This is a genomic window from Devosia sp. GW821-FHT12F11 (assembly GCF_058806655.1).
In genome coordinates, this window is the sequence record NZ_JBXAPX010000001.1 from 620,783 (window position 1) to 641,933 (window position 21,151).

Annotated in this window: 20 protein-coding genes; 6 read left to right on the forward strand and 14 right to left on the reverse strand. The window is 66.0% G+C overall.

Annotated features, from left to right (window positions below):
• Positions 1 to 114: 114 nt before the first annotated feature.
• The 8 genes from AC1ROK_RS03180 to AC1ROK_RS03215 form a co-directional block, all read right to left on the reverse strand.
• A complete protein-coding gene (locus tag AC1ROK_RS03180) occupies positions 115 to 1,365 on the reverse strand; it encodes a glycoside hydrolase family 27 protein (RefSeq protein ID WP_492843757.1) in 1,251 nt (416 codons plus the stop codon).
• 107 nt (positions 1,366 to 1,472) lie between these two features.
• The gene (gene rbsK / locus AC1ROK_RS03185; protein WP_492843759.1) at positions 1,473 to 2,408 is read right to left on the reverse strand and encodes a ribokinase; all 936 of its coding nucleotides are present in this window, start codon (positions 2,406 to 2,408) and stop codon (positions 1,473 to 1,475) included.
• Between the two features lie 170 nt (positions 2,409 to 2,578).
• Positions 2,579 to 3,172, reverse strand: a complete 594-nt coding sequence (locus AC1ROK_RS03190) for an AAA family ATPase (RefSeq protein WP_055994582.1) — start codon at positions 3,170 to 3,172, stop codon at positions 2,579 to 2,581.
• A complete protein-coding gene (locus AC1ROK_RS03195; RefSeq protein ID WP_492843761.1) occupies positions 3,169 to 3,918 on the reverse strand; it encodes a glutamine amidotransferase in 750 nt (249 codons plus the stop codon). The genes AC1ROK_RS03190 and AC1ROK_RS03195 overlap by 4 nt, the downstream gene beginning before the upstream one ends.
• Positions 3,915 to 4,931 carry a LacI family DNA-binding transcriptional regulator gene (locus AC1ROK_RS03200; protein WP_492843763.1) on the reverse strand — a complete coding sequence of 339 codons (1,017 nt, stop codon included), beginning with the start codon at positions 4,929 to 4,931 and terminating at the stop codon, positions 3,915 to 3,917. The genes AC1ROK_RS03195 and AC1ROK_RS03200 overlap by 4 nt, the downstream gene beginning before the upstream one ends.
• Before the next feature lie 244 nt (positions 4,932 to 5,175).
• Positions 5,176 to 7,041: an adenine deaminase gene (locus AC1ROK_RS03205; RefSeq protein ID WP_492843765.1), complete on the reverse strand. Its 1,866-nt coding sequence runs from the start codon at positions 7,039 to 7,041 to the stop codon at positions 5,176 to 5,178.
• Positions 7,042 to 7,198: 157 nt separating this feature from the next.
• On the reverse strand, positions 7,199 to 7,930 hold the full coding sequence (locus tag AC1ROK_RS03210; RefSeq protein WP_492843767.1) for a creatininase family protein: 732 nt from the start codon (positions 7,928 to 7,930) through the stop codon (positions 7,199 to 7,201).
• Positions 7,930 to 8,886, reverse strand: a complete 957-nt coding sequence (locus AC1ROK_RS03215; RefSeq protein ID WP_492843769.1) for a hypothetical protein — start codon at positions 8,884 to 8,886, stop codon at positions 7,930 to 7,932. Before AC1ROK_RS03215 ends, AC1ROK_RS03210 begins: the two co-directional genes overlap by 1 nt.
• A 134-nt stretch (positions 8,887 to 9,020) precedes the next feature.
• On the opposite strand from AC1ROK_RS03215, the gene AC1ROK_RS03220 reads away from it, so the two are divergent.
• The 6 genes from AC1ROK_RS03220 (at position 9,021) to AC1ROK_RS03245 (ending at position 16,041) form a co-directional block, all read left to right on the forward strand.
• Positions 9,021 to 10,346 (forward strand): amidohydrolase family protein, encoded by a 1,326-nt coding sequence (locus AC1ROK_RS03220; protein ID WP_492843771.1) that lies wholly within the window; start codon positions 9,021 to 9,023, stop codon positions 10,344 to 10,346.
• Complete coding sequence (locus tag AC1ROK_RS03225; protein WP_492843773.1) at positions 10,343 to 11,296, forward strand: nucleoside hydrolase; 954 nt, start codon at positions 10,343 to 10,345, stop codon at positions 11,294 to 11,296. Before AC1ROK_RS03220 ends, AC1ROK_RS03225 begins: the two co-directional genes overlap by 4 nt.
• A 23-nt stretch (positions 11,297 to 11,319) precedes the next feature.
• Positions 11,320 to 12,369: a BMP family lipoprotein gene (locus AC1ROK_RS03230; protein WP_492843775.1), complete on the forward strand. Its 1,050-nt coding sequence runs from the start codon at positions 11,320 to 11,322 to the stop codon at positions 12,367 to 12,369.
• A 62-nt stretch (positions 12,370 to 12,431) separates the two neighbouring features.
• The gene (locus AC1ROK_RS03235) at positions 12,432 to 13,976 is read left to right on the forward strand and encodes an ABC transporter ATP-binding protein (RefSeq protein WP_492843777.1); all 1,545 of its coding nucleotides are present in this window, start codon (positions 12,432 to 12,434) and stop codon (positions 13,974 to 13,976) included.
• Positions 13,973 to 15,100: an ABC transporter permease gene (locus tag AC1ROK_RS03240; RefSeq protein WP_492843779.1), complete on the forward strand. Its 1,128-nt coding sequence runs from the start codon at positions 13,973 to 13,975 to the stop codon at positions 15,098 to 15,100. The genes AC1ROK_RS03235 and AC1ROK_RS03240 overlap by 4 nt, the downstream gene beginning before the upstream one ends.
• A complete protein-coding gene (locus AC1ROK_RS03245) occupies positions 15,097 to 16,041 on the forward strand; it encodes an ABC transporter permease (RefSeq protein WP_055873729.1) in 945 nt (314 codons plus the stop codon). The genes AC1ROK_RS03240 and AC1ROK_RS03245 overlap by 4 nt, the downstream gene beginning before the upstream one ends.
• Positions 16,042 to 16,107: 66 nt before the next feature.
• Here AC1ROK_RS03245 and AC1ROK_RS03250 read toward each other — a convergent pair whose 3' ends face one another.
• From AC1ROK_RS03250 to ubiE, 6 genes are all read right to left on the reverse strand, one after another.
• Complete coding sequence (locus AC1ROK_RS03250; protein ID WP_492843781.1) at positions 16,108 to 16,827, reverse strand: HesA/MoeB/ThiF family protein; 720 nt, start codon at positions 16,825 to 16,827, stop codon at positions 16,108 to 16,110.
• Positions 16,824 to 17,573, reverse strand: a complete 750-nt coding sequence (locus AC1ROK_RS03255) for a DUF2259 domain-containing protein (protein ID WP_492843783.1) — start codon at positions 17,571 to 17,573, stop codon at positions 16,824 to 16,826. Before AC1ROK_RS03255 ends, AC1ROK_RS03250 begins: the two co-directional genes overlap by 4 nt.
• Complete coding sequence (gene dut, locus AC1ROK_RS03260) at positions 17,527 to 17,985, reverse strand: dUTP diphosphatase (protein WP_492843785.1); 459 nt, start codon at positions 17,983 to 17,985, stop codon at positions 17,527 to 17,529. Before dut ends, AC1ROK_RS03255 begins: the two co-directional genes overlap by 47 nt.
• A gap of 2 nt (positions 17,986 to 17,987) precedes the next feature.
• Positions 17,988 to 18,611, reverse strand: a complete 624-nt coding sequence (locus AC1ROK_RS03265) for a hypothetical protein (protein WP_492843787.1) — start codon at positions 18,609 to 18,611, stop codon at positions 17,988 to 17,990.
• A gap of 162 nt (positions 18,612 to 18,773) precedes the next feature.
• Complete coding sequence (gene ubiB, locus AC1ROK_RS03270; protein WP_492843789.1) at positions 18,774 to 20,312, reverse strand: 2-polyprenylphenol 6-hydroxylase; 1,539 nt, start codon at positions 20,310 to 20,312, stop codon at positions 18,774 to 18,776.
• Positions 20,313 to 20,316: 4 nt separating this feature from the next.
• Complete coding sequence (gene ubiE / locus AC1ROK_RS03275) at positions 20,317 to 21,072, reverse strand: bifunctional demethylmenaquinone methyltransferase/2-methoxy-6-polyprenyl-1,4-benzoquinol methylase UbiE (protein ID WP_492843791.1); 756 nt, start codon at positions 21,070 to 21,072, stop codon at positions 20,317 to 20,319.
• Positions 21,073 to 21,151 lie beyond the last annotated feature (79 nt).

Genomic DNA, 21,151 nt, shown 5'->3' on the forward strand with positions numbered 1-21,151 from the left:
GCTGGGTCCCTGCTTTCGCAGGGATGACACCGAGTTTGGGGCGCTGTTTGGTGGCAAGTTCGCCGAAGGGCCTGCATCAAAGCAGCGGCAATCCCCAGCAAGCACCGTGACAGCCTAGGATGCCCTCAGCCGATACAACCCGGCGCCATGGCTCGGCAACGTCGCGGCGAAGCTGCCCCCGTGCCGGCCGAGCAGCTGCCCGGTCCACAGGTCCGTCACCTCGGCGCTGTCGAGGCCAAGCGGCGCGAGCTTGAAGCCGACCTCGCGCTCCGCCTTGCCGGTGTTGAACAGCGCCAGATAGGCATCGCCGTTCGCGGCCCGCGCCGTCCACACCCGGGTACCGTCCATGACGAAATGCGGCTGGTTGTCGGTGCTCGCCTGGTTGACCGCCAGCACCTCGCGATTGGTCAGCAGCGCCAGCGTCGCGGCATCGAGATGGCGCAGGTCGCCGCCCATGATCAGCGGCGAGCGGGCGATGGCCCACAGCGTCATCACCGTCTTCTGCTCGGCTGGGGTGAAGCGGGTGTCGCGGTCGCCGAGCGCCAGCCGGCCGAGCGGCAGCATATCGGCATCGGGCCAGGCGCCGGGGCGGCGCCACGGGTTCCAGTTCTCCAGCCGCACGAACTGCGCCTCGAGCATCGCCCAATCGTCCCAGAAATCATCGCTGATCCGCCACATCTGCGCGTAGTCGCGCACGTGTTCGGCTCGCACCAGGGGCGTCTCGCCGGGTGACAGCGACAGCAGCATCGGCCGGCCGGCTCTGGCGATGGCATGGTGCGCCGCCTCGATCTCGGCGGCATGTGCATCATAGGGACGGCTCATGTCGTCCATCTTGATGAAATCGACGCCCCACTCGGCGTAGAGCGCAAATATGCTGTCATAGTAAGCCTGCGCCCCGGGCTTGGTCATATCGACCCCGTACATGTCGGGGTTCCAGCTGCAGATGCTGGACGTATCGGCGATATCGGCGGCCCGCGCGCTACAGCCGAGCACCGGCAGGTTCTGTTCGACCGCCAGCCGCGGGATGCCGCGCATGATGTGGATGCCGAACTTCAGCCCCAGCCCATGCACCTGCCGCGCCAGCTCGGCAAAGCCGGCCCCGTCGGCGGCCGAGGGGAAGCGGTTCAGCGCCGGCGTCACCCGCCCGTAGCCGTCCAACGTCGGCACCGGCTTGGTGTTGTAGGTGTAGCTCCTGGCTTCCGGCTCGTACCACTGGATGTCGACGGTGAAGACGTCATAGCCGAAGGGCAGCAGCTTTTCGGCCATGATGGCGGCGGTCTCGAGCGCCTGCGCCTCGGTGATCGTGGTGGCAAAGCTGTTCCAGCTGTTCCAGCCCATCGGCGGGGTCGGGGCGAGAATGGTCATGGTCGGCGTCGATCCGGTTACTGAGACCGCGACGCCAACCCCCAGCCGGCTGCGACGTCAAGCGTCGCTACAGCCGACCGAGCGAACCCGAAAGCATTTGCCCGATTTCAGGAGCTGGCGCCTGCCAGCATCGCCTCGATCTCGGCCCGCGTCGGCATCGACGGCGCGGTGCCCGGCTTCTGCACCGAAAGCCCGGCGGTGGCGCAGCCGAAGCGGATGGCATCGACCGGCGATTGGCCCTCGGCCAGCGCCACGGCGAAGCCGCCATTGAAGGCGTCGCCGGCGCCGGTGGTCTCGACCACCTTCGCCACCTTGAAGGCGGGCACCACATGCGTGCCGGCCTCGCCGTGCAGCAATGCGCCCTTCTCGCCCAGGGTGATCAGCGCATTCTTCGCGCCACGGCGGACGAACTCCTTGGCCGCGGCCAGCGCATCGGCTTCGGTCTCGACCGGCAATCCGGTCAGCGTCGCCGCCTCGGTCTCGTTCGGCGTGACATAATCGCAGAGCGCGTAGATCGCGTCATCGACCGGCAGCGCCGGCGCCGGGTTGAGGATGGTGATCACCCCGTGCCTGCGGGCCAGGGACAGCCCGGCGATTGCCGTTTCGACCGGCTGTTCGAACTGCGTGATCAGGACCTTGGAGCTGGCGATGGTCCGCTCGGCGGCCGCGACGTCGGCCGGCGACAGCTTGGCCGCCGCGCCGCTCTCGACGATGATGGCGTTATTGCCGGTCTCGGTGGAAACGAAGATGAACGCCGCGCCGGTGGGCAGGTGGTCGTCGATCGCCACCGCCGAAGTGTCGATGCCGTCGGCCGCCCAGGCCTTTTGCGCCATGTCGCCAAAGGTGTCGCGGCCGATGCGGGTGATCATCCGCGCGTCGCCGCCGGCGCGGGCCGCGGCGATCGCCTGGTTGGAGCCTTTGCCGCCCGGGCCATCCTTGAACCCCTGGCCGAGAATAGTCTCGCCCATCAGCGGCAAACGCGGCGCCCGGAACGCCAGGTCCGCCACGAAAATCCCGAGCACTGCAACAGGTGCACGCGCCATATCATCCCCTCCCTCATTCGTCGGGTGCTGTCCCGCACCTCTGCGACATTCTCAGGATGCAGTGGTCAACCACCGGCGTCATCCCCGCGAAAGCGGGGACCTCTGTTTTCTTTGCCGGCGTCGCAAACGGAGGTTCCCGCTTTCGCGGCAATGACACCGAGTATGTTGCCCTAGCTGAGCTTGCCCGCCTTCAATGCCGCAAGGATCCAGTCGCGATAGGTCTGGTCCTTGTTCTCGATCTCGGGAGAAACCTTGCTGGCTTCGGTCATGAAGTAAAGATAGTCGCGCCCCATCGCCTCGCCGCGGCCGGTGTGCATGTCGACGGCGAAATCCGGGATCTCCGGCAGCCGTTCGCCGAACGCCATGGCGTGCTTGGCCCAGTTGACCATGTCGTCGGTGGTGCGGTCCTTCTTGCCCGATGACAGGACGCGGATGGCGTGCGCGGCGAACAGGAACCGGTCATGCGTCGGCCGGTCGAAGCGTTGGTGGGTGCGATAGAGCGTATCGACCAGCACCGGCGCGTCGAGGTTGCCGAAGCCGACATCCTCGACCGAGATCACCGCCAGCCGGTCCCACAACTTCTGCTCGAGCTCGGGGCTGGTGAGGTACATCTCCCAGCCGAGCAGCACCGCGTTTTCGGTGAGGCCGCGGCGGATGGATTTCTGCAGCGCCGAGATCACCTCGTCGGCGGGAAAGCCGTTCTCGGTGGTGGTGCGCTGCCACGGGTCGGGCGCCTGCTTGACCTTGATGCCGTCCTCGCTCATTTGCCGCTCACCCAGTTGGCGATGTTGTTCCACAGCGGCGCATAGCCGGCCCAGTCGACAAAGGGCGGCGGGGCCCAGTGCGGCCCGCAATCGGAGGTGAACACCGCCGAGCGGCCCTTGCCGAACTCGGCCACCGCGATCAGCGGATCGCCGCCGACCCGCACCAGTACCTCGGCATCGGGCTTGGCCACCACTTCGTTGTAGCCGAGCAGCGCCGGCCACTCGCCGGCGATCCCCCTGGTGATCGGGTGGCCGGGGTCGCCGACATGGGCCACGACGCCCTGTGGGTTCTCCTGCCGGTCGTCATGGCGATAGAGCGTCACCGGCAGCACGTCTTCGATGGCCGTGCCGGCATATTGGCCCTTGGCCTCGATGCCCTGGAAGGTGAGATAGCCGCCGATCATCACGAGGCCGCCGCCATTAAGCACGTAGTCCTTGATGGCGGTGAGCCGATTGGGCAGCGGCACCGAGCGCACGAACGTATCGGGGTGGAGCAGCAGCGTATTGGCGCCGATATCGGAGAGCATCACCACGTCATAGGCGGCTAGCGCCTCGGCGGTTTGCGGGAAGTCGCGGGCGGCGAGGTGGTTGGGGAGGAATGTCACCTCCCAGCCGCCGCCTTCGAGGGCCGCCTTCAGCCATCTCACCCCCTCGTTGTATTCGGTGGTGGTAAAACTGTCGAAGCCCTTGGTGTGGATCGAATGGGTGACCCAGGATTCCCCGGCAATCAATACGCGCTTGCTCACGCAATAAAGTCCTTCTGTGTAGGTGCGGCGACCGACTGGCGCCTGATGAGTTCGACCGGCAGCCGCGTCAGTAGCGGCGGCGCCTCGCCGTTGAGCAACGCCAGCAACGTCAAGAAGCCCTGGCGGCCGAGTTGCTCGACCGGCTGGCGAATGGCGGTCAGCGGCGGCGTCAGCAGCGCGCCGAACGGCATGTCGTCGAAGCCGATCAGCGAGATATCGTCGGGGACGCTCACCCCGGCCTCCTTGAGGCCCATCACGGCGCCGATGGCAAGGTAATCGGAAGAGGCGAAAATGGCGGTCGGCGGCAGCGGCAGCTCGAGGAACTTTCGCGTTGCGGCGCGCGCCAGTTCCGGCGCGAAGCTGCCGATCGCAACATATTCGGGCCGCACCGCGATACCGGCCTCGTTCATCGCCATCAGGAACCCTTCGCGCCGCTCGGTCACCGTCAACAGGCCATGCGGGCCGCCGAGATAGGCGATGCGGCGATGGCCGGCCTCGATCAGGTGGCGCGTCGCGGCATGGGCGCCCTCGGTGTTCTCGACGAACAGCCGCGGCACGCTGACCCCGGGGATGTCCTCGTCGACGATGACGACGTTCTTGCGCTTGCCGATCAGCGTCGCGAGCGTGCCGTCATCGGGCGTGTTGGTCATCATCAGGAGGCCATCGACATGCCGGTCGTGCAGCCGCTCCAGCGAGGCGATCTCGCGGTCGCGATCCGAGCGGGTCGAGCTCATGAACACGGTGTAGCCGTGCCGGTCCGCCTCGTCCTCGAAGGCCGAGGCCAGCTCGGCAAAGAACGGCTCGCGGATCTCGGGGGTTACGAGGCCGACCGCCTCGGTCTTGCCGGTGGAAAGGCGCTTGGCGAGGAGGTTCGGCCGATAGTCGAGCTTGGCGATCGCCGCATCGATCCGCCCCGCCGTCGAGGGCGGCAGTTCGATACGATTATTCAGGTACCGGGACACCGTCGTCGGCGACACCCCGGCATCCTGCGCCACATCATGGATCGTTGCCATTGCACCCCCACTCGCACAGGTAAGCTAGATCGATGCAAACGCTTTAGTAAAGCGGTTTCGTAACCGGGTTCCCTGATGATTTGTATGTCGATGGGCCACCTTGCTTCCTCACACTCGGTGTCATCCCTGCGAAGCAGGGACCCAACTCACCGCGGCACAATTGGATAGATGGAGCCCAGCTTTCGCTGGATGACACGCAGTGTGGGTGTGAAAACAGTGCGCCCAAGGGATCACCACTAGAGCATCACCAGACGATCGGGTGCACCTCGCCGGTCGAGACGTTGACGAAGCCCTCCGGCGCCAGCGGCGAGGGCGCCACCAGCACCCAGGTCCACGGCGCGCAGGTGAGCGTCGCGAACATCAGCCGCTCCGGGAAGCCCGGGTTCCAGCGCGGGCGGAAGGTCGGCTCATACATCCAGTCGACCTGTTCGGCGGCGCGGTAGAGCGCCTGCATATCGGCGTCGAGCTCTGCCGCCGGGCGTTTCGACATCAGCCCGCCGATCTCGAACCGCACTGTCGCCGTGACCTTGCCCTTGTGCACCAGCGCCCAGCCGCCCTGGGTTTCGCGCAAGGCATTGACCGCCAGCGCCATGGCGGCGTCGGACGAGCCGCAGGTCCAGATATTGTGCTTGTCGTGCGCCACCGAGCAGGCGACGGCTGTATCCGGATCGCGTGGGCCGCAGCCGCGCCAGAACATTTTGGCCACCTTCCCCTCGCCCGAGAAGCGATCGACGATGGCGAACTTGGTGAGGTTCTCGCTCTCGAGCCGCTGCACCTCGCCGTCCTCGACCGGCAGCTCCATGGTGTAGAAATCCGGATGCCAGTGGAACGGCCGGATCACTGCCGATTGCATGGTCTTTCGCCCCGGCGCCGCCTTGATGGCAAAGTCCCCGGCGGTGATCTCGCGCTTGATATTGATGGTCCGCGTTGCCCATTCCGGCCAGGCGATATCCGGCACCTTGCCGATGAACTTTGTACCTTCCGAAATCTGTGCGCCATCGGCCCAGACCTTGCCGATCTTCAGCGCCGCGACGTCCTCGAGCAGCACCATGTCGGCGAAGCGCCCGGGCGAGATCGAGCCGACCCAGGGGGTCAGCCGCATATGCCGCGCCGGGTTGATGGTGGCGCACTGGATGGCGATCTCGGCCGGCAGGCCCGCGGCAATCGCCGTGCGGATATTGTGGTCGGTCGCGCCGGTCTCGAGCGTCAGCGTGGCGCTGCGGTCGTCGGTGGCAAACGCCACCTGGCTCCAGTCGACCAGCCCCTTCTGCAGCAGCCCGGTGACAATCTCGGTCATCGAGTGGATACGGATCTCGATGAACAGCCCGTGTCTCAGCTTGTCCCAGGCTTCATCGGCCGTCATCATCTCGTGGTCCGAGGCAAGGCCCGCCGCGGCGAAGGCGTTGATTTCGCCCAGTGTGCGCAACCCCGCGCCATGGCCCTCGACCACGCCGCGCGCCGCGAACGTCGCCTCGATCATCCCCCACAGCCGCTGGTGCGAGGGGTTTTCCGGGTTCCACACCGCCGGCCAGTCCATCACCTCGTCGAGCCCGGTGACCATCGGGCTGGCGGCCATGAACTTGACCTGCTCGTCATGGCCGAAATGCCCGCCGCCCCACTCATAGGCAGTGGGTGGCACGGCTGAACCAGGTTGCGGGAAGACCTTCAGCGGCGAGCCCGCCTGCCGTGCCGTCAGCCAGAATTCGAGGTTATGCGGCCCGTCGACATTGGAGAATTCGTGGCTCGCCTCGCAGGTCCAGGTATTGCCGCGCGGCATCACCAAAGCTGCTTCCCATTCCGGCGTCAGGTGCGAGCTCTCGATATGCTTGTGCACCTCGCCGAAGCCGGGCACCGCCGCGAGCTTCGGCTCGTGGAAACGCTCCTTGACCTGGCCCTGGTACTCGCCCGCCGGCCCGACCCAGGCAATGCGCTTGCCGCGCATGACGATCTCCTGGTCGTGCATCCAGGTGCGCGAGTGCACGTCGAGGAGTTTTCCGACCCGCAGCGAACGGTCGGCCGGACGTTTGCCGAGCGCCACCAGCAGCAGGTCCTGCCGGATTTTGACTTCGTCGGCGGCGGTGATCAGCAGGTCGTCGGGGAGGGAGGTCATACAGGTGTCCTATTGATAGAGACGGCCCCCTCTCATCCTCCCCCATGAAGGGGGAGGTGCCCCGCCAGTGCGTTTGGCACGATCGAGCTACAGCCCCGACTCTTCACCTCCCCCATCATGGGGGAGGCCGGGAGGGGGCCGTCTGCTTTAGTCATGCTCAAATTCCATACTTCTTCTTCCAGATCCCGATCAATCGCAGCGACTCCGCCGCAATCCCCCCGATCAGTTCCTCCCCCTTCTGCGCCGTCGCCGGCCGCGGGTCGCCGAAGACGCCCGATCTGTTAAAGGCCGAGAGCTTCATCGGCTCGGTGCCGAACAGCTCGGGGAACTCCGGATATTCCGGCGCGGCGCGTTCCATCCGCACCGTCTCGGGCGCCAGCGCTAGCATCATCGAGGTCTCGACCTCGTCGGCATGATAGAAACCCGGCCCGGCCGGTTCGCTCTCCATCAGCTCGGCGGCCAGCGCCTCGAGCCTGGGATAGTCGAGATGCAGCACCGGGAAGCCCGCTTCGCTCAATGCCCGCGCCGCGAGGTTGATCGGCTCGCGGTTGCCGAAATGCCCGTTGACGGTGATCAGCCCTTTGACGCCCATGCGCTGCAGCCCGCGGCCGATATCGGTGACGGTGGCGCGCAGCGTATCGGGCGACAGCGACAGCGTCCCGGCCCAGTCTTCCGCGGTCCAGGCATCGCCATAGGCGATCGCCGGCAGCAGCAGCCCGCTGCAACCCTCGGCGATGCGCCGGGCCACGCCGCTTGCCAGCACCGTGTCGGTGAGGAGCGGCAGGTGCGCGCCATGCTGCTCGACCGCGCCCACCGGCAGCACGGCGATCAGCCCCTCGGCAATGGCGGCCGAGACCTGTTCCCAGCTGGCGGTTTGAGTATCGAGCATCAGGCCCACCCTACGATTGACAGCGGCGCACGAGGAGCAAGCTTGCCGAAGAGCTCCGTCACGCTCAGCGCATAGTCGACATTGCCACCCAGCCGCGTCCCCAGCGCCGCTTCGGCAATGTCGGATGTTTCATAGCCGTGGGCGATAAGGTTGATCATCGCCGCCTGCAAGGGGCCCATGGTCGGATTGAAGGCAACGCTCTCGACGGAGAAGCCCGACACCAGTTGCCCATCGCTGAGCGCCAGCACGACGGCGCCGGGGCATTTGCTGTAGGGCGCATGGGCGCGGCGGCCGGCATCGAGCAGCCGGTCGGCGATGGTCGCCGGCCAGTCGTTGGCCGCGAGGTCGAGGGTGGCGTCGTAAGCGCCGGCGATGGCGCCGCGCTCGCCCAGATAGTCCGGGTCGAACGGCCAGGGATAGAGTTGCGCCATGCTCAGCCGATGCCCGAGCGGGTCGATCAGCGTCAGCTCCCGGCTCCCGGCAAACTCCGAGATGTACTGCCGGCAATGCGCGCAGGGGTGCGCTTCGCCGATGGCGATGGTCTCGATCGTCGTGCCGCGCGCGGCGGCGCGGGTGAACACGAAGCCTTCGCCGTGGATGGTGAAGCCCAGATGTGTGCCGGGGAATTCCACATTGCCGCCGAGGATCAGGTTACCGGTCTCGCGCTCCAGCCCGACCGCCCCGACGAAGAAGTTCGAAATCGGCGGCTGGGCGATCCCGCGTGCCGGCGCCAGCGCCAGAAGCATCAGCTCCTCGACACTGGCGAGCCCGAAGCTTTGGCGCAGTATCGTCACTTCGGCGGCGAGCAGTATGCCTCCCAGATTATCTTCCGGTCGGTGCGCTTTTGCTGCCACCAGCTGGGTGATTTCTGCGCCGAGCCTGTCGCCGATTTCGGCGTTCTGGCGGGTAAATCGGTCGGCGATCTCGGGGTCCGCCCGGAACGGATTGAGGCTCACTTCAGGTGCCTGTGTCCTGCCGCGATTGCATTTGACAAGCGGCTTTTGAGTGTCGTTAGATCGTCATGTAAACCGGTTTACCGGACGGGGGTCAAATGGGTTCAACGCTTATCCACGGAGCGACGGTTCTTTCCGTGGACGCTGAAAATCGGGTGTTCGAGGGTGGCTTCATCGCCATCCACGATGGTCGGATCAGCGGTGTAGGACCTCGCGACGCTACTCCCAACCCGTCCGGCTTCGACGAGGTGTTCGACCTGACCGGACACCTCGTCATGCCGGGACTGGTGAATGCCCATACCCACTCGGTGATGGTGCTGTTCCGCGGTCGCTCGGAAGGCCAGAGCCTGCTTACCATGGCGGGCTGGTACAACTCGATCCGCGAGCCCGAGCTGTCGCTCGTCGCCTCCGATGTCGGCCCCGCGGTGGCGCTGAGCTGCGCCGAGATGGCGCTCTCCGGCACCACCACCTTCTGCGACCAGTATTTCTTCGCCGAGGAGATCGCCGATGCGGTGAAGCATGCCGGGCTGCGCGCCGTCATCGCCTACGGCATCGTGCAACTGGGCGATGAACGCCGCGGCGAGGAAGAACTGGCGAAAGCCACTGCCTTCCTCGAGCAGCAGCGCTCGGCCGATGGCCGCATCATCCCTTGGTTCGGCCCGCATGCGCCCTATGTCGATAACACCGAGGCCCTGCTGGTCGAGGAAGTGGCGGTCGCCAACAAATACGGGGTCGGCCTCCATCTCCACATGGCCTGCGGTCCCGAGGACAACGAGGAAACTGAGCGCCGCTACGGCACCACGGCGGCCGTGGCGCTCGAAAAGCTCGGCTTCTTCAAGGGCCGCATCCATGCGGCACACTGCATCGATCTCAGCGACGAAGATATCGCAGTGTTTGCTCGCGCCCCCAATGCTTCGGTGTCCTACAACGCCTCCGCCGGCCTCCGTTCGGGCCGAGAGGGCATCTGCCCGGCCGTCGACCTCAGGGCCGCCGGCGTCACCGTGGCGCTCGGCACCGACAATGTCGCGGCCAACAACTCCTACGACATGGTCTCCGAGATGCGGGTCGCCGGTCTGGTTGCCAGCCATCGCGAGGGCGTGGCGCAGCCGCTCTCGAGCCGTGACCTCATCCGCATGGCGACGATCGAAGGCGCCAGGGCGCTTGGACTCGATCACGAGATCGGCAGCCTCGAGGTCGGCAAGGCCGCCGATATCGCGGCGTTCGACCTCAGCGGGCCCGGCTATTCCGAGACGCCGGATCCTGAAACCCTGCTGGTCTATTCCGGCAGCGGCCGCGACCTACGCCACCTTTGGGTGAGTGGAGAGCAATTGGTGCAGAACCGCACCTTGACGCGCCGGCCCTTTGCGGACATCCGACAGGCTTACTCGGCGACCTACGCCGACTTCTGGAACCGCGTTCAGGAAGCCAAGACTGACGCCAAGAACAAGAAAGCAGTAGCTTGACCAAACGTACCTTCATTTTCGACAGCGACGGCGGCGTCGACGACGCCCAGGCGCTTATTCTGCTGGTTGCCAACGGCAAGGTGCCGGACCTGATCACCACGGTGTTCGGCAATGTGGGTCGCGACCAGGCGACGACCAACCTGCTCGCCACCTGCGCCATGCTGAAGGTCGAAATCCCCGTGCACATGGGTGCCGACCGACCGCTCACTCAACCGATCATCGACGCCAAGTACGTACATGGCGATGACGGGTTGGGTGGTGCACGCCGTCCGGAAAAGCAGGCTCTGCCGGCCTCCAACGACGCGATCGGGGCGCTTCGCCGCGCCTTCGGTGATGCGGCGGCCAAGGGCGAGAAGGTCGACATCCTGATGATCGGCCCGCTGACCAACCTGGCTCTGGCGTTGCGGCTTGAGCCATCGATCATCGACGGCATCGGCACGCTCACCATCATGGGTGGCAACGTCTACGGCCGTGGCAACACCACGCCGGCGGCCGAGTTCAACATCTACGCCGACCCCGAGGCTGCACATGTGGTGCTGACCGCCGGGATCGAGACCGTGGTGATCCCGTGGGAGCCGTGCCTCACGCACTTCATGGAAGGCCCGAAAGTCGACGCGATGTTCGACGCCATCCCGGCCAGCCCGCTTCGTGATTTCTCCAAGGCCCTCGCCGTTCACGCGCGCGAGAACGGTATTCGCCGTGGCCTGCCCGATCGCTTCCTCTATGTCGACCCGCTGGCGGCCGCCGTGGTGCTCGATCCCTCGATGGTCACCAAGTCGATCGAGGCATCTTCGAGCGTGGCGCTCGCTCCGGGGATCACCCGCGGCATGACGCTGGTCGATCCGTCCGGGCGCCTCGGCACCCCCAAGATTACGTTCGTCGAGGAGGTCGACGTCAGTAGGGTCGACGCGCTCTACGCCGTATCCACCGCCTATTCCCCTCAGAATTAGAACAAACGCAAACAGGAGTGCGCATGTCTCTGATCTCGACTTTTGCCAAGGCCGCAGCAGGTACTCTGCTCGCCGCCTCGATGATGATGTCGACGGCGATCCCCGCCGCCGCTCAGGAATACACCAAGGACAACCCGCTCAAGGTCGCCCTGGTGCTGCACGGCACGCTCGGCGACAAGAGCTTCTTCGATGACGCCGCCGAGGGCATGAAGACGGCCGAGGCCGAGCTGCCGGTGACCGTCAAGATCATCGAGCTGGGCTATGATCGCAGTAAGTGGCAGGCCGGCCTCGCCGATGCCGCTGACTCGGGTTACGATGTGATCATCGCCGGCACCTTCGACATGACCGGTTACATCGCCGAGCTGTCGCCGGAATATCCGGACGTGAAGTTTATCGATTTCGACGATTCGCCCGATTACAGCGCCTGCGAGTGCAAGAACGTGCTTGGCGTGCAGTACACCACGGCCGCCGCGGGCTATCTTGCCGGCTACGCCGCCGCCAAGATCTCGAAGTCGGCGACGCTGGGTACCATCATCGGCATGGAATTCCCCACCGTCACCGACTTCAAGACCGGTTTCGACCAGGGCGCCAAGGCGGCCAACCCCTCGATCAACATCCTCAACGCTGTGGCCGGTTCGTTCAACGACCCTGCCAAGGGCAAGGAAATCGCGCTGGCGCAGATCAACCAGGGCGCTGACGTGGTGTTCCCGATCGCCGGCGGCACCGGTATCGGCTCGCTCCAGGCGGTCAAGGATTCGGGCAAGCTCGCCGTCGGCGTCGACAGCGACCAGGCAACCATCTTTGCCTCCTCCGACCCGGCCCAGGCCGACGTGATCTTCACCTCGGTGCTGAAGAAAGTCGGCCACTCGCTGTACCTGGCGCTCGGCCAGACCATCGATGGCTCCGCCCCCTATGGCTCGCGCCAGCTGCTCGGCATCAAGGACGGCGCCGTCGGCATCGCCAAGAACGCCTGGTACGAGAAGCTCGTGCCGGCCGACGTGCGCGCTGAAGTCGACGCCATCGAAGCCAAGATCATCGCCGGCGAGATCGAAGTCGCCACCGACATGAAGTAGTGCAACGGGCCCCGCGGCAAACGCGGGGCCCACTTTTTTGACGTAGCGCAGAGCGGGGCAGCATGGCGCTTCTGGAAGCAATCGGGATCGGCAAGACCTATCCCGGCGGGGTGGTGGCCAATGACGGGGTGAACCTGGTCATCGAGCCGGGTGAGGTTCACGCCGTTGTGGGCGAGAATGGCGCGGGCAAATCCACCCTGATGAAGATCCTGTTCGGCATCGAACAGCCAAATGCCGGCACGTTGCTGCTCGACAACAAGCAGGTGCATTTTTCGAAGCCGCGCGAAGCGATCGATGCGGGCATCGGCATGGTGTTCCAGCACTTTTCGCTGGTTCCGAGTTTTTCCGTCTACGAGAACGTGGTGCTCGGCTCCGAGCCCCGGGCCGGTATCCGGCTCGATCGCCAGAACGCGATCGCCGAGGTACAGGCGCTCAGCGACAAATTCCGCCTGAAGGTCGATCCGCTGCCGCCGGTGGGCTCGCTCCCTGTCGGCCAGCAGCAGCGCGTCGAAATCCTCAAGGCGCTCTACCGCAATGCCCGCATCCTGATCCTCGACGAGCCCACGGCCGTGCTGGCGCCGCAGGAAGTGCAGGAGCTGTTCGTCGCCATCCGCTCGCTGGTGGCGCAGGGCAAGACCGTGATCTTCATCGCCCACAAGCTGCCCGAAGTGCTGGAGATCTCGAACTCCATCACCGTGATGCGGCAGGGCAAGACCGTCGGACAGGTCAAGACCAAAGAAGTCACCGAGAAGAGCCTCGCCGCCATGATGGTGGGGCGCGAGGTGAGCCTCCGCGTCGAGCGCAAGCCCACCGCGCAGACCGAGCGGGTCGCTTCGGTCAGTGGCCTCCGCATCGTCAATGCGCGCGGCACCGAAGTGGTCGCCGGGCTCGACCTCAACGTCTATGCCGGCGAGATCGTCGGGCTGGTAGGCGTCGAGGGCAACGGCCAGGCCGAGACGCTCGAGGCCATCGCCGGGCTGCGGCAGGTGGCGGCCGGCGACATCGTCGTCGCCAACCAGAACGCCAACCCGCTGACTGTGCTGGAACGGCGGGGCCTCGGCCTCGCCTCGATCCCCGAGGATCGCATTGCCGAGGGCCTCTCCACCGGTTCGACCGTGGCCGAGAACCTCGTCGCCACGCGGCTCAACGATTCTCGCTATGTCCGGGGTGGCCTGCTAGACCTCAAGGCGATCAAGGCCAACGCCCAGCGGCTGATCGAGCAGTTCTCGATCCGCGTCGGCGGGCCGGGCTATGCCGTCGGTACGCTCTCGGGCGGCAACATGCAGAAGGTGGTGGTGGCGCGCGAGCTGAGCGAGCAGCCGAAGCTGCTCCTCGTCAACCAGCCCACCCGCGGCGTCGATCTGGGCGCCACGCAGTTCATCTGGCGCACCATCACCGATGCCCGCGACAAGGGCGCGGCGGTGCTCCTGAGCTCGGCCGATCTCAGCGAATTGCTGGCGCTCAGCGACCGGCTGCTGGTGCTATATCGCGGCAAGATCGTCGCCGCCTTCCTCAATACCCCGGACCTCACGCCGGAAACGCTCGGCACCTACATGCTCGGGCTCTCGACCCAGACTGCTGACGAAATGAAGGCGGCCCTCAAATGAGCAACATTCCCGCCATCGACCGCAATTCCCGCTGGAAGACCATCCGCCGCGAAGTCGGCCGCGCCGTCGGCGCCCTGGCGATCGCGCTGCTCGTCACCTTCGTCGTGGTGCTGCTCACCTCCAAGGCGCCGCTCGACGCCATCACCCAACTGCTCACCGCGCCGGCCTCGAAGCCCCGCACCATCGGGCTATGGCTCGACGACGTCGCCAAGCTCACCATCACCGGGCTCGCCTTCTCGCTGGTGTTCCAGGCCCGGCAGTTCGCCATGGGCGTGCAGGGGCAGGTCTATATCGGCGCGCTGGCCGCCAGCTACGTGGCGCTGTCGCCACTCGGCGCCACCTGGGCCGGCATCCCCCTGGGGATCACCGCCGCCATGCTGGCCGGCGCCATCTACGGGTTCCTTCCCGGCATCGCCAAGGCCAAGCTCGGCGCCAACGAGATCGTCTCGTCGCTGATGCTGAACTACATCGCCATCGAGGTCTGCAATTTCCTCGTCCGCACCAGCCTGCCCAAGCCGCAGGCGGGGGTGCTGACCACCAACGATTTCCCCGACAGCGCCGTGTTCCCGCAGCTGATCAAGTTCGACGGGCTCAATGTCACCCGGCTCGATCTCGGCCTCGTCTTCGCCCTGGTGGCGGTGCTGGTGGTGTGGTTCGCCCTCTATCGCACCAGTTGGGGCCTGAAGCTCCGGCTGGTCGGACATAACGCCCGCTTCGCCGAATATTCGGGCATCAAGGCGACCTTCATCATGGTCTCGGCGATGACCGCATCCGGCGCGCTGGGCGGCCTGCTCGGCTCGATGTTCGTGCAGGGCCAGGGTTACGGCAAGCTGACCGTGCTGTTCGAGGGCGGCCTCGCCTTCGAGGGCATCCTCGTCGCCATTGTCGCCCGCAGCCGGCCCCTGGCAGTGCCGATCGTCGCGCTGTTCTACGGTTATCTGCGACAGGGCGCGCAACTGATGAACATCCGCACCGACGTGCCGGCAGAAGTGATCGGCGTCGTCACCGCGATCATTATCCTGCTCGTCTCGTCGTCCTTCTCGCTCAACTTCATCACGCGGCTGTTCAAGCGCAGCCCGTCGCCGGCCTCAGCGCCTGCTGCCGTCGGGGGTGCCGCCAAATGATGGAACTGCTCATCACCGTCTTTTCGGCCACCTTCTTCGTCACCATCATCCGCACCACCACGCCGCTGCTGCTGGCGACGCTGGGCGGCCTCATCGCCGACCTGGGCGGGGCGCTCAACGTGGCGCTCGAGGGCATGATGCTGATCGGCTGCCTCACCGCGGTGATCGTCTCGGTCTATGCCCCGTGGTACGTCGCGGTCGCCGCCGGGCTCGGCGCCGGGGCGTTGCTCGGGCTGATCATGGCGTTCTTCGCCTTCCGCCTGAAGGCCGACATCATCCTCGTCGGCTTCGCCATCAACATCCTCGCGGCGGGCGGCACGGTGTTCGCGCTGGCCATCGCCACCGGCGGCGACAAGGGCACCTCGATCAACCTGCAGAGCAAGGCCGTTCCGGCTGTCGACCTCAGCTTCCTCAGCGCCATTCCCGGCATCGGCCCGGTGCTGAAGTCGTTCCTGTCGGGCCATTCGGTGCTGAGCTGGCTCGCGGCCTTCCTGGTCTTTGCGGTCTGGTACTTCCTCTACCGCACGCCCTGGGGCCTGTGGCTGCGCGGCGTCGGCGAGTATCCGGCGGCGCCGGAGGCGGCCGGCATCCCGGTCAACAAGATCCGCACCTGGAGCCTCATCGTCTCGGGCGCGCTGGCCGGCCTCGGCGGCGCCCAGCTGGCGATGTTCAACTATGTCGGCTTCACCCGCGACATGACCGCCGGCCGCGGCTTCATTGCCCTCGGCGCAGTGCTGCTCGGCGCCCGCCATCCAGTCGGCGCGCTGCTCGCCGCGTTGCTGTTCGGCGCCTTCGAAGCGCTGGCCGTGGTGATGCCGGGCCTCTTCAACGACATCCCGGCCGAGCTCATCCGGATGATCCCGTTCGTCGTGACCATTGCGGCTTTGGTGCTGTTCTCGATCCGGGCCCAGCGCGCGCTGGCTTTGCGTGGGGTGAAGTAGGGCGATCAAGCGGACGGTCGGTCCTGTGGCTCACCGGTGGTTGCGATGAGGTCGCGCTGAGCGAAGCTAATAGTTCAGCTCAGTGAACCTTGCCGCCCGTCCATCGTAGAGCAGCAACCTGCCGACCAGCGGCTCGCCGACATCGGTGATCAGCTTGATCGCTTCCATCGCCATCAGGGTGCCGATGACCCCGGTGACGGCGCCGATGACGCCGACCACTTCGCAGGAGGGGAGATCCGCCTCGTCGGGGGTATCGGGGTAGAGGTCGCGGAACTGCTTGCCGCCGGGCATGAACACAGTCACCTGACCATCGAACATCGAGACGGCGCCCGAGACCAGCGGCAGCTTCGCCGCTTCGGCCGCTTCGGCGACGATCTGGCGGGTGCCGAAATTGTCGGTGCCGTCGATCACCATGTCATAGCCGGCGAGCAGCCGCGCCGCGTTCTCCGAACTGATGCGCTCGATATGCGGGATGTATTCGACATGCGCGTTGAGCCCGGCAACGAAGGTCCCGGCGCTCTCGGCCTTGGGCGTGCCGATGCCGATGCTCTGGTGGATCATCTGGCGCTGCAGGTTCGAGAGCGACACCGTGTCGTGGTCGACGACACCGAGCGTGCCGACCCCCGCCGCAGCCAGATAGGCGATCAGCGGACTGCCGAGCCCGCCGGCGCCGATCACCAGCACGCGGGCCGATTTCAGCTTCTGCTGGCCGTCCCCGCCGACCCCGCGCAGCACGATATGGCGGGCATAGCGCTTGATCTCTTCCGGGCTGAGGGTAGCGGTCACTTCACCCCCGGAACCGGTACGGCGATGAAGCGGCGATCCGGGCCTTCAAAGCCCTGGGAAAACACCGAGATGATGGCGACCGGCGTGCGCTGGTTCCAGGACCAGTTGACTGGCGCGACGATGCCGAACGGCCGGTAGGCGACCGTGCAGTTGCGCGACGCGGGGACACTCTTGTCACGGTGCAGCTCAGTGCTCTTGCCGTCGGCCTCGAGCGTCAGCGCGAAGCCCACCGGCGGTGGAAAGCCGAAGCTCTCGACACAGGGAACAGTCGACGTCGATTCGAAGCTCTCGATCTTCAGCGTTACCGGGTTGGGAGGCGCATCCATGCCGAAGCCGCGGGCGCCGAAGGTGATGCTGCTGCCGTCATGGCCGACTTCGCCGTCGCCATTCAGCGCCTCGATCACCGCCGGTTCGGCGATGGCAAGTTTGGCGATCGCGGCGGCAGCCGCTTCAGCCGATTTGGCCCGCACCGTCGCGAGGCCGGGCTGCTCGTCCTCGAGCAGCACCCGGAACGGCGAGCCGCCGGCCCATTTGTCCTCGGCGACATCGAGGATGAAGATGTTGGAATAGGGAAAGCCGGAGCCGTCCTGGACGCCGAATTCCTCGTAGGCGAGATAGCGGCCATCGGCGGAAAAGCCCAGCGCCGCGAAATTGGCGGCGTCGCCGGCGAACGCCGGAGCGGCCGCGAAGGCCACAACGCTAGCGACCAGTCGAACCGAAACCACCTGCACCACGCTCAGTCGCATCGAGGCTCTCCCTGAGTTCGAAGTCTATGCCCGAAACCGGCGCCACCACCATCTGGGCGATGCGGTCGCCACGCTGGATGGTGAATGGGGCATCGCCATGGTTGATCAGGATGACCTTGATCTCGCCGCGGTAGTCGGCGTCGATCGTCCCCGGCGCATTGAGCACGGTGACCCCGTGCTTGGCGGCAAGTCCGGAGCGGGGTCGCACCTGCGCCTCGTAACCGGCAGGGAGCGCGATCGCCATGCCGGATGGCACCAGCGCACGCTTGCCTGGCTCGATCGTCATGGTCTCGGACGCGCCGAGCGCGGCGAGGAGATCGACCCCTGCCGCGCCCGTGCTCTGTTGCTGCGGGGCCTCGAGGCCCCGGCCGTGATCGAGCCAGATAAAATCGACTGTGACCCGATCCGTCATGATCAGCGGGTATCGACGACGGCGAACAGCTCTTCAGGCAGGTTGGCCGTGCCGTCGAGCAGTTCGGTGAAGTTCAGCACCATCTCGGCGGTGTTGTCGCCGACCTTGTTCATGTTGGTCTCGGTGATGCGCTTGCCCTTGATGCGGATGGTCGCGGTGTGACCCTCGAAATAGGTCTTCATCATCGCCTTGGCCTGCGCATCCTCCGCGCCGCCGGCGCCTTCGCTGATCTGGCTGGTCATCTCGTTGGTCTTGAACGCCACGCGGACGACGCCCGGGCTCACCACGGTGATGCTGGTGTCGGAGTTCGGGCCGTCATCGTCGGCGGTCAGGGTGGCGAGGTCGCCTTCCTTGATCGAGGTACAGGTGGCGCTGCCATCCGCATTCTCGGTCAGCACGTCGCCTTCTTCCTTGCAGAATGCATCGGACGAATCGGCGCCTTCGCCACCGGCGTCAGCCATCTGCTTGATCATCGGGTAGAACTCGGAGCCGACCGTCATGACGGTGGTGGTCTTGCCGGTGGTCTCGCTCTGCACGTCGATTTCAGCCGTAACGTCCATGCAGCCGGCGAGCCCGGCGCTCAGCAGCAGGATGCCGGCCAGCCGGGAAACAGTCTTCAGGGTCATGAAATTCTCCTCAACATCGCCCGCCGCATTGCCCCCGTTGTAGGAGCCGGTCCCAAGCGCCGCAAGCTCATGCCGCCTCGGTATTGCCCCAGTGATGAACGCTTGATGAACCGTCGTTCACTTGGCGCTTCGCGCCGACTTCGGCTCGAAAGCGGGGTGGAATCACAGTCCCAGCAGCCGCCACAAGGCGACCAGCAGCACCGCCGCCGCGAGCCAGAATCCACTGACCAGCATGAAGCGATTGAACTTCCGATCGGGCGAGTTCTTGTCGCGTTCATAGTCATCGAGCGCGGTCTCGGCCTTGCTGACGATGGCCGGTAGCCGGCCGAGTGTCGTCACCACGGTGTCGAAGTGATCCTTCAGTTCCTCGAGCCGGCCGAGCGGCCCGGCGGAGCGGCGCACCCAGTCGCCGACGATCGGCTCCGAGATGGTCCAGATGTCGAGCTCGGGATCGAGCGCCCGCGCCACGCCTTCGACCAGCACCATGGATTTCTGCAGGAGGATCAGCTCCGGCCGGGTCTGCATTTCGAACAGCTCGGTGGTGGCGAACAGCTGGCCCAGCACCTTGGCCATGGAGATATCGGAGACGCGCCGGCCATGCTGCGGCTCGCCGATGGCGCGCAGCGCCAGCGCGAATTCGTCGATCGACTGGGTGCGCGGCACATAGCCGATCTCAAAATGCCGCTCGGCGATCAGCCGGTAATTGCGGGTGATGAAGCCATAGAGGATGTCGGCGAGGAAACGCCGCTCACGCCGGGTGATGCGGCCCATGATGCCGAAATCGACGGCGACGATGTTCTGCGTCTTGGGGTCGGCGAACAGGTTCCCCGGATGCAGGTCGGCGTGAAAGAAGCCGTCTCGCACCGTGTGGCGCAGGAAGGCCTGCAGGAGGTTCTTCGCCAGAGCCTTGCGATCGACGCCGGCGGCATCGAGCGCAGCATTGTCGCGGATCGGGATGCCGTCGACCCAGGTGGTGGTGAGCACGGTGTCCGAGGTGAAGTCCCACATCACCCTGGGGATGACGAAGCCGGTGTCATCCTTGATGTTCTCGTAGAACTCCGAGATCGCTGCCGCCTCGAGCCTGAGGTCGAGTTCGATGCGGGCCGAGCGGTCGAGCGTCGCGACCACGTCCACCGGCCGGAGCCGTTTCAGCTTGGGCACCAGCGTCTCGGCGAGCTGCGCACCGGCGTACTGGCTCTCGATATCGGCGCGGAAGCGCTCGCGGATGCCGGGTCTGAGGATCTTCACCGCCACGGTGCGGCGGCCGTCCTCGTCGGTGAGGGTGGCCTTGTGCACCTGGGCAATGGAGGCGGCCGCCACCGGCGCCGAGAAATCGGTGAACTCCTCGGCCCGTGCGCCCAATGCTGCGGCGAGCAGCCCCGGGACGAGCTTGTCGTCGAACGGCTCCATTTTGTCCTGCAGCACCGCGAGATCGGCGGCGACCTCCGCGCCGACGATGTCGGGGCGGGTAGCGAGGGTCTGGCCGAGCTTCACATAGGTGGGGCCGAGCCGGTTGAGCGCCCGGGTCAGCCGCTCGACGCGGCCCGAGCGCTTCACTTCGCCGCGTTCGAACAGCCGGCCGAAGCGCACGCCGGCCTGCATCACCGGCGGCAGCGCATCATTATCGAAGATCGACAGCGCACCCTCGCGCGCCAGCACGAAGCCGGCCCGGGCCAGGCGGAGATAGGCAGCGAGCCCCATGGTGTCAGAGCTTCCAGGCCGCGTGCAGCGCCGCGATATTGCCGGTGAACGGCGTGTGGGTGACGCGCTTGAACCCGGCATCGGCAATCATCTTGCTGAAGTGCTCCGGGGTGGGGAACTTGCGGATCGATTCCACCAGGTACTGGTAGGGTTGTGCGTCCCCGGTGACGGCGCGGCCGATCGGCGGGATCACCCGGTCGGAAAACGCCTTGTAGACCTCCGACAGCACCGGGGTATCGACCTGGCTGAACTCGAGGCAGAGGAACCGCCCGCCGCGCTTCAGGACGCGATGCGCTTCCTTCAGCGCCAGGGGGATGCGCGGCACGTTCCGGATGCCGAAGGCGATGGTGTAGGCGTCGAAGCTCTCGTCCGCAAACGGCAGCGCCTCGGCATTGGCCTCGACGAATTGCACCTGCGCCGGGAACCGCCACTTGCGCGAGCGCTCCTCGCCGACGCGGAGCATGTCGGTATTGATGTCGGAAACCGTGACCTCGGCATAGCCGACCGAGGCATTGACGATACGCTCGGCGATATCGCCGGTACCGCCCGCCATGTCGAGGACGCGGTAAGGCACGCTCCCCTGTTTGGGCGGTGCCAGTCTCGCCACCATGGCGTCTTTCCAGATGCGGTGGACGCCGCCGCTCATCAGGTCGTTCATCAGGTCGTAGCGGTCGGCGACGCGGTGGAACACGTCGTTGACGAGGCCCTGCTTATCGTCGAGGGCGACCGTCCGTTCGCCGAAATGCGTGGTCTCGCCCATGCTCTGTCTCCGGATTGCCGGCGTTATAGCGGATGGGGCCGAGGCTTGCCATGCGGGAAACGGGCGCATGCTAAACCCT

Coding starts and splice junctions, on each gene's coding strand:
- AC1ROK_RS03230 (WP_492843775.1), top strand. CDS start 11,320: ATGTCTCTGATCTCGACTTTTGCCAAGGCCGCAGCAGGTACTCTGCTC.
- AC1ROK_RS03240 (WP_492843779.1), top strand. CDS start 13,973: ATGAGCAACATTCCCGCCATCGACCGCAATTCCCGCTGGAAGACCATC.
- AC1ROK_RS03190 (WP_055994582.1), bottom strand. CDS start 3,172: ATGAGCGAGGACGGCATCAAGGTCAAGCAGGCGCCCGACCCGTGGCAG.
- ubiB (WP_492843789.1), bottom strand. CDS start 20,312: ATGGGGCTCGCTGCCTATCTCCGCCTGGCCCGGGCCGGCTTCGTGCTG.
- dut (WP_492843785.1), bottom strand. CDS start 17,985: ATGACGGATCGGGTCACAGTCGATTTTATCTGGCTCGATCACGGCCGG.
- AC1ROK_RS03255 (WP_492843783.1), bottom strand. CDS start 17,573: ATGCGACTGAGCGTGGTGCAGGTGGTTTCGGTTCGACTGGTCGCTAGC.
- AC1ROK_RS03235 (WP_492843777.1), top strand. CDS start 12,432: ATGGCGCTTCTGGAAGCAATCGGGATCGGCAAGACCTATCCCGGCGGG.
- AC1ROK_RS03200 (WP_492843763.1), bottom strand. CDS start 4,931: ATGGCAACGATCCATGATGTGGCGCAGGATGCCGGGGTGTCGCCGACG.
- AC1ROK_RS03180 (WP_492843757.1), bottom strand. CDS start 1,365: ATGACCATTCTCGCCCCGACCCCGCCGATGGGCTGGAACAGCTGGAAC.
- AC1ROK_RS03210 (WP_492843767.1), bottom strand. CDS start 7,930: ATGCTCGATACTCAAACCGCCAGCTGGGAACAGGTCTCGGCCGCCATT.
- AC1ROK_RS03205 (WP_492843765.1), bottom strand. CDS start 7,041: ATGACCTCCCTCCCCGACGACCTGCTGATCACCGCCGCCGACGAAGTC.
- AC1ROK_RS03265 (WP_492843787.1), bottom strand. CDS start 18,611: ATGACCCTGAAGACTGTTTCCCGGCTGGCCGGCATCCTGCTGCTGAGC.
- AC1ROK_RS03245 (WP_055873729.1), top strand. CDS start 15,097: ATGATGGAACTGCTCATCACCGTCTTTTCGGCCACCTTCTTCGTCACC.
- ubiE (WP_492843791.1), bottom strand. CDS start 21,072: ATGGGCGAGACCACGCATTTCGGCGAACGGACGGTCGCCCTCGACGAT.
- rbsK (WP_492843759.1), bottom strand. CDS start 2,408: ATGGCGCGTGCACCTGTTGCAGTGCTCGGGATTTTCGTGGCGGACCTG.